At 60.0% G+C, this 12,110-nt stretch carries 7 protein-coding genes; 3 read left to right on the top strand and 4 right to left on the bottom strand.

Annotated features, from left to right (window positions below):
* Positions 1 to 1,202: 1,202 nt before the first annotated feature.
* A complete protein-coding gene (locus FJ404_17855) occupies positions 1,203 to 2,771 on the bottom strand; it encodes an IMP dehydrogenase (GenBank protein MBM3824720.1) in 1,569 nt (522 codons plus the stop codon).
* 521 nt (positions 2,772 to 3,292) lie between these two features.
* Between FJ404_17855 and FJ404_17850 the strand changes: the two genes are divergently transcribed.
* Both FJ404_17850 and FJ404_17845 read left to right on the top strand, forming a co-directional pair.
* Entirely contained in the window at positions 3,293 to 4,048 is a 756-nt protein-coding gene (locus tag FJ404_17850) for a type II secretion system protein (protein ID MBM3824719.1), read from the top strand.
* 247 nt (positions 4,049 to 4,295) lie between these two features.
* Complete coding sequence (locus FJ404_17845; protein MBM3824718.1) at positions 4,296 to 5,357, top strand: sugar phosphate isomerase/epimerase; 1,062 nt, start codon at positions 4,296 to 4,298, stop codon at positions 5,355 to 5,357.
* 137 nt (positions 5,358 to 5,494) lie between these two features.
* On the opposite strand, the gene alaS is transcribed toward FJ404_17845, so the two are convergent.
* The 3 genes from alaS to FJ404_17830 form a co-directional block, all read right to left on the bottom strand.
* Positions 5,495 to 8,191, bottom strand: coding sequence for an alanine--tRNA ligase (gene alaS / locus FJ404_17840; GenBank protein ID MBM3824717.1), 2,697 nt, complete (start codon positions 8,189 to 8,191; stop codon positions 5,495 to 5,497).
* Between the two features lie 97 nt (positions 8,192 to 8,288).
* A complete protein-coding gene (locus tag FJ404_17835) occupies positions 8,289 to 9,359 on the bottom strand; it encodes a peptidase M19 (protein MBM3824716.1) in 1,071 nt (356 codons plus the stop codon).
* Positions 9,360 to 9,411: 52 nt separating this feature from the next.
* Positions 9,412 to 10,692 carry a tyrosine--tRNA ligase gene (locus tag FJ404_17830; GenBank protein ID MBM3824715.1) on the bottom strand — a complete coding sequence of 427 codons (1,281 nt, stop codon included), beginning with the start codon at positions 10,690 to 10,692 and terminating at the stop codon, positions 9,412 to 9,414.
* Positions 10,693 to 11,885: 1,193 nt separating this feature from the next.
* Between FJ404_17830 and FJ404_17825 the strand changes: the two genes are divergently transcribed.
* A partial coding sequence (locus tag FJ404_17825) for an ankyrin repeat domain-containing protein (protein ID MBM3824714.1) occupies positions 11,886 to 12,110 on the top strand: 225 nt, incomplete at its 3' end.

Here is a 12,110-nt window from a genome sequence, read left to right as displayed (position 1 = left end):
CGTGGATTACCCATGCACGGAGTTTACAAGGTAAATCCAGAAAAATGTCTCTATATTATGCGGATATCAGTAGGGTGGCAGCACGAGGATGGAGGACTCAAAGCGTCATCGATCGAAGGCGGCCAGATCACGAACACCCGGGACTTGCTGCCCAGTCGGCCGTCGGATAAGCGGTGGCGCATTGCCGGGATGGGGCATATGGACAGTGATTCGTTCGAAGACATTCTTTGGCAGCATGAGGATGGAACGTTAGCAATTTGGCACATGAACGGGCTGAATCTTCAAGACGCGCACGTGCTGAACCCTTCGCATCCGGGTTCGGGCTGGAGAATGCGTGCCGTGATCGATGCCGACCGAGATGGCCATGCCTATCTTGTCTTTCAGCATAGCAGCGGTGTTCTCGGACTGTGGAGAATGTCCCATGGGACTATGATCTCTGCTCGTTTCATTGCCACAACCCCCACGGGATCCGGATGGTCGATCATCGGGCCATGGAACCGATAGGGACGCGGCAGCAGAGTGTCCGCATGTGTTTGCCGGACGAAACCGTTCGATGCCTTCTGTTAGTCTCTAGCGCGCATATTTCACGCACGGGACGCCCGGTGAGGACACCGGGCCTACAAACACGGAGGCCGTCGCGATGGTAGGCCGCGTGCCCTCACGCGGCGTACTGTCGCGGATTCAAGCTCAGTATGAAATATCCGGGATAGCGCGCGTTTTCACTCTCGATGGCATCGAGAATAACAAAGGATCGAGTTTTCAAAATGCGGGCCAGAAAATGACCACGCCCAGCGAAGTTCCCTGGGGACAGCGATCTCGGGTTGGTGAACCGCCCGTTCGTGCCGATAACGACCTACGCCCATGACGGAGGCTGGTCAGATGGGTCGTCTCAGGAGTACGAACCACCGCGGAACCGCCGCCACATCATCTTTGCCAGGCCAATCCTTTCCTTAGGGTGCCAAAAAATCCTTCCCGACGAAGCGCAGGCCCGAAAGGCCCTCTGCTTTCGTCTTTCAAGGCCCGACACAGACGCGCCGGCACGAACGTCGCTTGAGACGTGGTCCGAGGAGGAACTTCTTCCAACAGGCTGTGGAAAGTGAATGGGCTCCGTTTGTGGAACGGGGGCACGGTTCGATCCAACCCGCATGGTTGAAACTTAATGGGGAACGTTTCCCCACTCAGTCGAGTGTGAAATAGGCGGGTTAGACGTTCCCCGTCTTGACTTCGATGATGTCGTGAGGAGCCGCTTCCCGCTGGCCGGCCTGGGTAACTTGGATGTAGCGCGCCTTCGCGCGAAGTTCCTCCAACGTGCGCGCCCCCAAGTAGCCCATGCCGGATCGAATCCCCCCAATGAGTTGGGCCAGCACCGAATCCACTGATCCGCTGACTTCCTTCAACGCTTCCACGCCTTCCGCCGCGACTTTTCTCGAGATCTCCGCACCGTGACCATAACGCGCCGCGCTCCCCGCCTTCATCGCGGAAACACTGCCCATGCCGCGATACTGTTTATAGACTTTGCCGTTGATCTCCATGATCTGGCCCGGCGCCTCCGGACATCCCGCGAACAACCCGCCACACACCACGGCCTGAGCCAGCGTCAATGCCTTCACGATGTCGCCGGATTTCGTGATCCCCCCGTCGGCCACGATGGCGACTTTTTTCTCCGCCGCCGCCCGCGCCGCCACATAAAGTGCGGTCAACTGCGGTATGCCCACCCCCGCCACGATGCGCGTGGTGCAAATGGAGCCCGGCCCCTGCCCCACCTTGATGATGTTCGCCCCGGCGTCCGCGAGATAATCCACGCCGCCAGCCGTGGTCACGTTGCCCGCAATGATCGGGAGCTTCGGGAATGCACCCCGAATGGCCCGAACCATTTCCCCGACTCCCACACTATGACCGTGCGCGGTGGAAACCGCGACCACATCGACACCCCGGTCCACCAAATGCCCCACCTGGCCAAGATATTTCTCCCGATCCAGGCTTCCGTCCGGCTGCTTGACCGGGGCGAGCGCGGCCCCGCATAACAATCGAAACTGGGAGTCCCGCGCCGGTTTCAAGGCGGCGCTGCGCTCGAAGCTGATGCGCTCAATGTCGCTCATGGTGAACAAGCCCTTCAAACGATCCTGACCATCGACCACGATGAGTTTGTGAATGCCGGGATGATCGGTGAAAAACTTGTCCGCACGCGCGATCGGATCCGCGCCAAGCTCCGCTTGCTTGATGGTGTGGACCTGTCCTCGCGGGGTCAGCGCCTCGGCCACCGTCCGCTTCGCGTAACGCTGCTTGACGACGTGACCGGGCAGGAGCCCCGTCAGCCGGTCCGTTCCATCCACGACGGGAAACGTGCTGAAGGCGAACTTCCGCTTGGTGATCATCTCGATCACATCGCCGATGCTCTGTTCCGGACTCACCGTAATGGGATCCTGGATCAATCCATGCACGTGATTCTTCACCCGGGTGACCTCCGAAAGTTGTTCCCGCGGTGAACTGTTGTAATGGATCAGGCCTAATCCACCATTCAACGCCATCGCAATGGCCATGCGCGACTCGGTCACGGTGTCCATGTCCGAGGAAATCACCGGAATGTGAAGCGTCAGCCCATCGGCAAGCCGGATATCGAGATGGGGGTCTTTGGGCAAGATCTCGGTATACTGAGTCGCCAGGGTCACGTCGTCGAAGGTAAGCCCCACGTGAGAGCGGCTCGTAAAGAACCGGTCGGCCGGCTGATAGAAGAGTTCGTCGAGATTGGCGGAAAGCGTAGCGTTTTCCATGAATCATCATTCCAAACGCTCCGATTGCAATTCAAGTGAAACATTCGAGGAGAAGTCCCCGTCGGCGCATCCGCAAGATGGCTGGATGCGCCGTTCCCGTCGCTTCCGCTCGCGCCAGCCTGCCGCGGCGATCTCCTCCCCAAACCATGCCATGACCCGCCCTGGGTGGATGCCTTCGCCCCTGGCAGCCCCTTGCCCGTTGAACTTGCCTTGCCCCATGGAAGACACGCCTTGAACCGGCGTGAACGCCGTGCCCCGGCAATGCCGTGCGCATCACCGACAACCTCTGGAGGCACTGAAGTACGTTCCGTGTATCCCGATGTTGTTGGTAGGGCGGGCCTGCCCCAGCCCGCCGCCCACTGGATGCAAAACATCATGCTCCGGCGGCGCGCCGGGACGGACGCGCCCTACCTGCATCACCGGCAACATCGGGATGCACCGAGTACGTTCCACAAGCAAGAACCTCATAGACTTCCGATGCGGAAGTGCCATAGTCCCTCCACCCAACAGCCTCGTCAGCCATGCACGATCTACAACGTCCGGAACTCTCGGCGCTGCCGGGTGCCCCATCGAGACCCGTCGATTCCCGCCGTTCCCTGGCCTTTACGCTCATCGAACTTCTCGTGGTGATTGCGATCATCGCGATTTTAGCCGGGTTGCTGGTGCCTGCCATCGCCAAGGCCAAGGAATCCGCCCGCCGGGTTCAATGCCTGAACAACCTCCGCCAAATCGGCATCGCTTCCACGACCTACACCATGGATTACCGGGGGCACCTCCCCTCCTTTCGGAACTGGCTCTACACGCGCGTCGGAGACTTGGCCACGGGCAAGCTCTACCCGTACGTCAACGCGAAAGGATCGTATCTTTGCGCCACGGACAAGTTGGAGATGAACAAACGACGCCGGGCGGGAACACCTGCACCCGTCAGTCCGGCTCGAGGCACTTCCAGCCGTGGGCGTGACTACAGTTACGCCATGAATTGCGCCATCTGCCACAACACGGACCTGTCCACATTCATCAACCCGGGCAAGACCATGCTTTACATGGAGGGTAATCTGGCGACGAACGACTACAGCGGCGTCGTAGGCCCGATGATGGGCAACAACTCGCTCGCCTTTCGCCATAACCGGCAGGGACACCTCGTCATGGCCGACCTGCGCGTCACTCGCATGGACAAGAAAGAATTCAGCCGGGTCTGCGTGACCCAGCGCTTCTGGTTTCCCGCCGACGATCGCTCAGGCCCGGCGGCCGGATTCGGCCTCCGCAACGTCGAGTAAAAAAAGTTCGGCACCATCGTTCGTGTTCCAGGAAGTGGAAACGAGGGGGCTTTCCAGAGCGCGGTGCCGTCAAAAGATTCGCGCATCGTCGTCTGATACGAGCGTATCGAGCCTCCCCACCCGCACCGCGGCTGCGTCCCGCTTTCCCCACCATTGTGCTCCGGCGGACAACCTGGAGATACGATGGAGCGGCCTTCAACTCGGGTTTGCCCTGGAAATCGAACACCTTCATCTCTAGGTTGGACGCATGACTCCCCTGAATCCTTTGTCCCCCAAGGAAGCGTTCTCCAACAATCCCATCGAACCGGTCCGCCGTCCCGGAGTGTCCCGCCGCGACGCGCTTCTTTCCACGACCGCCGCCGGAGCTGCTTTGCTCACTGCCGCCTCTTCACCCACGGCGCACGCCGCCGCCCCGGACCCTCGCAAGGGCTCGACCAAGCGATTTGCGATGAAGAAGTCCATCAACCTCTGGGCCTTTCCCTATCCGGAACGTATGAACCTCCGGGAATGCCTGCAACTGGCCAAGGACGCGGGATTCGACGGCATCGAACTGAATTACGACCTCGACAACGACCTGTCTCCCAAGGCTGGCACGAAGGAGTTTCAAGATATTCGCCGAATGGCGGACCGCATCGGCATCGAGATCAGCGGCCTCTGCTCGTTTCTTTTCTGGCCTTACCCGCTCTCCAGCAACGACCCCGAAAAACGGGCGCGCGGCCTCGAACTGGCCGGAAAGATCGGTCAAGCCGCCAGCGATCTGGGGGTCGACAACGTCCTGGTCGTTCCGGGCGCGGTGCATATTCCCTGGCGGACCGATCACGAACCTGTTCCCAACGACGTGTGCGATCGCCGGGCCAAAGAAGCCGTCGCGCAACTGGTCCAATCAGCCGAAAAACTGAAGATCCATCTCAACATCGAGAACATCTTCTTCAACGGCTACCTGATGACCCCGATGGAAATGAATGCCTTCGTGGATCACTTCGGCAGCGAACGCGTCCAGGTCCATTTCGACACGGGGAACATCTCCATGTTTCAGCATCCCGAGCATTGGATTCCAATCCTGGGCAAACGGATACGCAACATTCACTTCAAGGAATACACCAAGAAGGGAACCGATTACTCGCTTGAAACATTCCGGCCCCTGCTCGACGGCACCACGAACTGGCCTGCGGTCATCGAATCTCTCGACCGAATCGGTTACCGGGGATTTCTGACTTTCGAATACTTCCACCCCTGGATTCACTATCCGGAAGCGCTCATCTATCAAACGAGCGACGCGTTGGACCGCATGCTCGGGCGGAAGGCCTGAACCTCGCCCTCAAGCAATCCACGAGGTGATCGCCTGATCGAGAGTCGCACCGGAACGCCGCGCTCCGGATCGCCCGACGGGTGTCCACTCGCTTTGATCCGTGGATCAACTGACCACGCCAGTGTCGTGACGAGCGATCAAATCAAGGTTGCGGCTTTGGCCAGGGCCGCGCTCAGTTGGTCCGGTTGTTTGCCGCCGCCGCGAGCGTAATCCGGGCGTCCCCCGCCTTTGCCGCCCACCACCGGGGCGATGGCCTGGATGATTTTTCCGGCCTGAATCCTGGACGTCAGTTCCGGCGAAACTGCCGCCACCAAAGCCACCGCGTCTCCTGAAACACTTCCCAACACCACCACGCCCTTGAACTCGCTCTTGAGCGCGTCGGCCAGGGACTGCAATGCGTCACCGTCCAATCCACCCACTTCTTCAATAATCGCCGGTGTGCCCTTCAGGGTTTGCGCTTTACCCAGCAGAGTTTTCGCCTTCGCGGCGGCCTCGCGCTGCGTCGCGGCTTTGACTTGCTTTTCCAATTCCTTTTGTTGAGCCAGAATGGCGTCGAGCTTCTTTTCGAGTTCGGCCAGGGGCGTGCTCAACCGTCCCGCCAGCGTGTGAATCAAGGCTCGATCCTGCGCCATCGCCTCGAACGCGCCCAACCCGGCCACGGCCTCGATGCGCCTGACGCCGGCCGCGATCGCGCTCTCAGCCACGATACGAAACACCCCAATCTCACCGGTCGCCCGCGCATGCGTGCCGCCGCAAAGCTCCATGGAATATCCGTCCAGCCGTCCGGGCCCGCCGCCAATCTGAACCACGCGCACCGTCTCCCCGTACTTGTCGCCGAAAAACTGCATGACGTCCTTCCGGGATTTCACCCCGGCATAGGCCACTTCACTCCAGCTCACCGATTGGTTCTCGACGATGCGCTCGTTCACCAGCCGTTCGATGTCGGCAACCTGGGAGGGCGTCAGTGGCGCGCTGTTGAAGTCGAACGTCAGTTTGTCCGGACCCACAAACGACCCCTTTTGGGACGCTTCCCGGCTCACCACTTCATGCAGCGCCCAGTGCAAGAGATGGGTCACCGTGTGATGACGCTGAATCGCCCGGCGTCGCGCGGCGTCCACCGAGACCGTGACCACCGATCCCACCGCTGGTGCTTCCGCTCCCTCGACCCAATGCAACCAGGTCTGGCCTGATTTTTGAGTGTTCAAGATCGGCCAAAGCTGGCCGGAACCGGAGATCTCTCCGGTATCCCCCACCTGCCCGCCCATCTCGGCGTAACAGGCGCTGCGATCCAAAATGACAGCCAGTTTCCCCTCCTTTAAGGCGGCCACCTCGATGACCTTCGCCGCCACCGACCACTCGTCGAATCCCGTAAACTTCGTCGGTTCCGTGGTTCCAATCTGGCTCAAAGAAATCACTTCCTTTTTCTGCGCCGCACGAGCCCGAGCCCGCTGCTGCTCCATCAGCCCCTCAAAACCCGCGCGATCCACCGCCAATCCGCGCTCCCGGGCCATGAGTTCCGTCAGGTCCAGGGGAAAACCCTGCTCGTCGTAAAGTCGAAACGCCAAATCCGCGCTGATGACGCGCGCAGACACATCCGAGGCAGCCTCTTCGTTGAAAAGGGCGATGCCTTTGTCCAACGTTCGATTGAAGGACTCCTCCTCCAAACGAAGCACGTCCTGCACATGCTTTTTCTTGGCGCGAATCTCGGCGAACACATCCCCCATCGTATCCGCCAGTACCTCCACCAGCTTGAAGAAGAAAGGTTCGCGAAAACCCAACGTCCGACCATAACGCACCGCGCGGCGCAAAATCCGCCGCAGGACATAATGGCGATCCGTGTTGCCCGGCTGGATTCCATCCGCGATCGCGAAGCTCAAGGTCCGGATATGATCCGCGATCACCCGAAAGGCCACGTCCACCCTTTCCTGCTCCGTGTCCCCGGCGCTTCCCGGCTTCGGCAAGGTCGATCCGTAACGCATGCCCGACAGCTTTTCGATCGCGTCAAAGATCGGACGGAAAATGTCGGTCTCGTAGTTCGAGATGCGCGCCCCGGCGAAGTCGGAGAAGCCTCGAGTGCCCTGGATGATGCTCGTGACCCGCTCGAATCCCATCCCGGTATCGACGTGCTTCGCCGGCAACGGACTGAACGTTCCATCGGGATTGGCGTTGAACTGAATGAAGACGAGGTTCCAAATCTCGATGCAGGAGGGACTGCCCTGATTGACCAGAGCCCCGCCTGTGTTCCCCTCCGGGGTCAAATCCACGTGCAATTCAGAACACGGACCGCAGGGACCGGTGTCCCCCATCATCCAGAAATTGTCCTTCTTGTTCCCGTTGACAATATGCACGGAGGGATCGAGCCCGGCGGACCGAAACTTCGCCGCCCAATGATCCCAGGCTTCCTGGTCGAACTCGCTCGGATCGTTCCTGGCCGGATCAGGCCTGTAGACGGTGGCGTAAAGGCGCTGCGGTGGAAACTTCCAGATCTCCACGATCAATTCCCACGCCCATTCGATGGCTTCGCGCTTGAAGTAATCGCCGAACGACCAGTTCCCCAGCATCTCGAAAAACGTGTGATGGTAGGTGTCCAACCCGACGTCGTCCAAGTCGTTGTGTTTGCCTCCGGCGCGAATGCACTTTTGCGTGTCCGCCGCCCGCCCCGGGTTGTACGGGCAGCGTGTTTGGCCGAGAAAGATCGGTACAAACTGATTCATGCCGGCATTGGTGAACAGCAGGTTGGGCGAGTCCGGCATGAGCGAACTCGAAGAGACGATGGAGTGCTGCTTGGATTTGAAGAAATCCAGGAAGGAAGAGCGGATTTGGGCGGACGTCATGGTCAATGCTTGCCTGGCGTGCCCCCTGGGCGCGCCAAATTGGGGGCGGAGACTACCTGCCCGCCTCCTCCCAAGGCGAGCCGAAGTTTTGGCCGGTCTACTTCCAATGGGTCCGCAAGAATCGCAGAAAATTCCCGCTCAACACTCCCTCGATGTCCTCCCGAGGATAACCGCGTCCGGCCAAAATCGGCTCGTATCGCGCGATGTCGGCGATGGTGTCGAGGTCACCCGGCGACTGTTCCCTGCCGAAGGCACCATCCAAATCGGTCCCCAACCCAATGTGCCGCGCGTTCCCTGCGATCTGGCAGATGTGATCGAAATGATTCACCAAATGCTCCAGCTTGCAACCGGAGGATTCCGGAGTGGTCTTTCCCCGCACCCAACCCGGCACCATCATCCACGCGTCCAGCGCTCCGCCGAAAACCGCACCTCGCTGGACGAGGAGCTTGATCTGCTCGTCGCTGTGCTGGCGATTGTGCGGAACCAATGCCCGCACGTTCTGATGACTGGCCCAGACAGGTCCTTGAAAGACGTCCATCGCTTCCCAGAAGCTGTCGTCGCAAAGGTGCGTCGCGTCCAGGATCATGCCGAGCTGGTCCATCTCCCGCAGAAGCTCCCGTCCGCGAGCGCCGATGCCTCCCGTGGCGTCCGTTCCCTGCGCGTAAGTGCCCGGTCCGTAGTGGGCCGGTCCCAGGGCCCGCAAACCTTGCGCGTAGGCCCGTTCGAGATGGCCGAGGGTCACGATGGAATCGGCGCCTTCCAGGCTCAGAATGTAACCGATCGGCGCTCGTTCTGGACGATTCGGCTGGGTCCACAAGTCGAGATGACGCTCCAATCCGGCTCGATTCGTGATTTGCGCCATTTCCCCGGCGTCTTCCATGGCTCGGTACCATGCCAACTGGCCTTGCGTTTGCGCCCAAGCTTGCTCCGGTGAGTGCCATCCCGGAAGGGCATTGGAGGGTCGGACGTAACGCGCGATCTGCGTCGCCACACAGAGGCCGATGTTTCCGCGCCGCATTTCCGGGAAACACACGGTGCCACGGCCCCGGTCGGGCTTGTCACGGAGATGGGCCTCCCGAGCTCGAATCTCCCCGATGGGACACCGCAGGTCGCGATTCCATTCGAGGGCATTCATCGACAGATCGAGATGGGCGTCGAGGATCAACATGACACCAGCATGAACCGCCCTGTTCCCGCCGAGCAAAGCAAAACGAACGCTCTCAGCACACGCTTGCCAGGGCGTAATTGCGCTTGCCTTTGCGCAGCAACACGTGCCGGCCGAAGAGCAGATCTGACTCCCCCACGACACGCTGGGATTCCCCTTCGCGTCTGTTATTCACGTAAATGCCGCCGCCTTCGAGATCCTTGCGAGCCTGTCCCTTGGAATGGGAAAGCCCCACGCGTGTCAGTAACTCGACCAAGGGCATGCCCTGCTTGATCCGTTCACTCTCCACCGATGTCGTCGGCACCTCTCCCACGATCTCCTGGAACGTACTTTCGGCGATGCCCTCCAATCCACCGCCGAACAAAATCTCGCTCGCCTTCACGGCTTCTTCCAACGCGGCCTCACCGTGCAGCATCTTGGTCACTTCCCAGGCCAAGGCTTTGTGCGCCACTCTGGCCTCAGGCCTTTCGAGGTGCTTGGCTTCCAAAGCTTCAATTTCGGCCTTCGAAAGAAAGGTGAAATACTTCAGGTAACGCACCACGTCCCGGTCATCCACGCGAATCCAAAACTGGTAGAACCGGTAGACGCTGGTCTTCTTCGGATCCAGCCAGACCGCGCCGGCTTCCGTCTTGCCAAACTTGGTGCCGTCCGCGTTCGTGATCAGCGGCAGCGTCAGGCCAAACACCGACTGGCCCAGCTTCTTCCGGCACAATTCGATGCCCGCGGTGATGTTCCCCCATTGATCGCTGCCGCCGATTTGCAGGACGCAACGCTCAGCCTGGCAGAGGTGATAGAAATCGAAGGCCTGAAGCAGCATGTAGCTGAATTCGGTGTAACTGATGCCCGTTTCACGATCCTCCATCCGCGCCCGGACGCTTTCCTTCCCGACCATCATGTTCACCGAAAAATGCTTCCCGATGTCCCGGAGAAAGTCCAAGAAGCTGACCTGCGCGGTCCAGGAGGCGTTGTCCACGAGTTGGGCGGGATTGGATACGGCATCGAAGTCGAGCATGCGGCGCAATTGTTCGCGCACGCAGGCGATATTCGCCGCCAGGGCCTCTTTGCTCAGGAGTTGGCGCTCCTGGGACTTGCCGCTGGGGTCGCCGATGGACCCGGTGGCCCCTCCAGCCACCGCGATGGGGATGTGCCCGAGGATCTGGAAGCGGCGCAACGCCAGGAGCGGCACCAAACTGCCCACGTGAAGACTGTCCGCAGTGGGATCGAATCCACAGTACAACACTGCCGGACCTTGCTCCAGCCGCGCCTTGAGCCCTTCAGTGTCCGTACAATCGAACACGAGTCCCCGCCACGCCAACTCGTCATAAACGCTCGCCATCCGTCCAATCTCCAAGTCCCCGGGCCTCAGCTCAAGCGGGAATTAGACGTTGTCCGCGGACGTTGAACTGCCGAACCGGGCCAGGGTTTGAACCATTGAGGTTTCTAAGATGAACAACCGAAAGTTCTCTGGGGATCGAGATCTTGAATCATATCCCCGCGCTTTTTCGGCGTGGGAAAGCAAGGCGACGGGCGATGCATCGCGCGCAGGTTGTTCACGTGCGTGGTCCAAAGCGGTCGAGGGCTACCGCAGTCCAAGACGCTTCGCGACGGCGAGGTGGGTGGAGGATCCGCCAGGTCTTGGAGTGCGCCAGTCCTCTGGCGCTTTCTCGGCGTGGGAAATCGAGGCGACGTGGTTAAGCCGAGGAGACTGGAACCCAAATCGCATCACCCCGAATCTACCAGACTTCCAATCCCTAATCCCGCGCGGAAATGCGAAACTTTCGCTGCAAGGCATACGGCAAAAGCACAAGTTCGTCGGGAACAGAGATCGCGGGTTCGTGATCCTAACCTTCGAATTAAATGCTGAGACAGAACAGGAATGGGATCTCACGGAGCCACGAAGGCACGGAGACGCAGAAGCATGCTTGAACCGGTGACGCCGTGAGTGAGAGAGGCTTCGGATGCTTTCTCTCCGTGTCTCCGTGAGACCCATCCGACCTCCCGGTGTGACCTAGCGGAGTGCAATTTATTTAGAGGCCGTTCGCACAACACGGGCATCACACCGTTTTATCTCTCGCCCCGCGAGGCACGTTTAAGATCTTGACAAACATTACTAGGGAAAAGGAACCATCACGCCACAATCAAGACCATGACTAACCTTCTCCAGCTTCGCCTTCCACTGGCCCCATCGATCTGCAAAGCAGCCAGGTCCTCTCCGGCTGAGAAGAGAAACGGAATTGCGCCTCAAAGGCGGAGTGAGGCGGTGTTCATTGCCCCCAAGGGTCGACGTACAGTTGAAGAGCGCGGAACGGTGCTCGATCGCGCAACTTCTTCAGGTCAGAGGCTTTCATTTCCCTCTCGCCATGGTGAACATGCATGCGATTGCATTCCACTTGGGCATGACTAGCCGCCGTGCCGTTGGCTCCCCCTCCTTTCCACGCTGCCCATGGCTTCTCTATCGTGGCCCCGCGCGCAGGGTGACTCCACTCGACGAACTCAACCTGTGTTCCCAATCTTCCTCCCAACCCACCCATGACCCAGCCTGAAGCTCTAAAATCGGACCAACCATTAAAGTGGTCCACCGGACGTGGGACGGACGTTTGGGCGCTCTTCCGCGCGTGCCGCACGGGCGATCTCGAAACCGTGAGACACTTGCTGGCCCGCGACCCTTCGCTGGCACGCTGTCAACACGCTTATCGCAAACCGCTTTACTTCGCCGTGCGGGAAAACCAGCTCGAAGTCGCCGCCTGCCTCCTC

It is taken from the genome of Verrucomicrobiota bacterium, from assembly GCA_016871495.1.
GTDB lineage: Bacteria > Verrucomicrobiota > Verrucomicrobiia > Limisphaerales > VHDF01 > VHDF01.
Note: the sequence above shows the minus strand (reverse complement) of the source record. Positions and strands in the feature narration are given on the sequence as shown.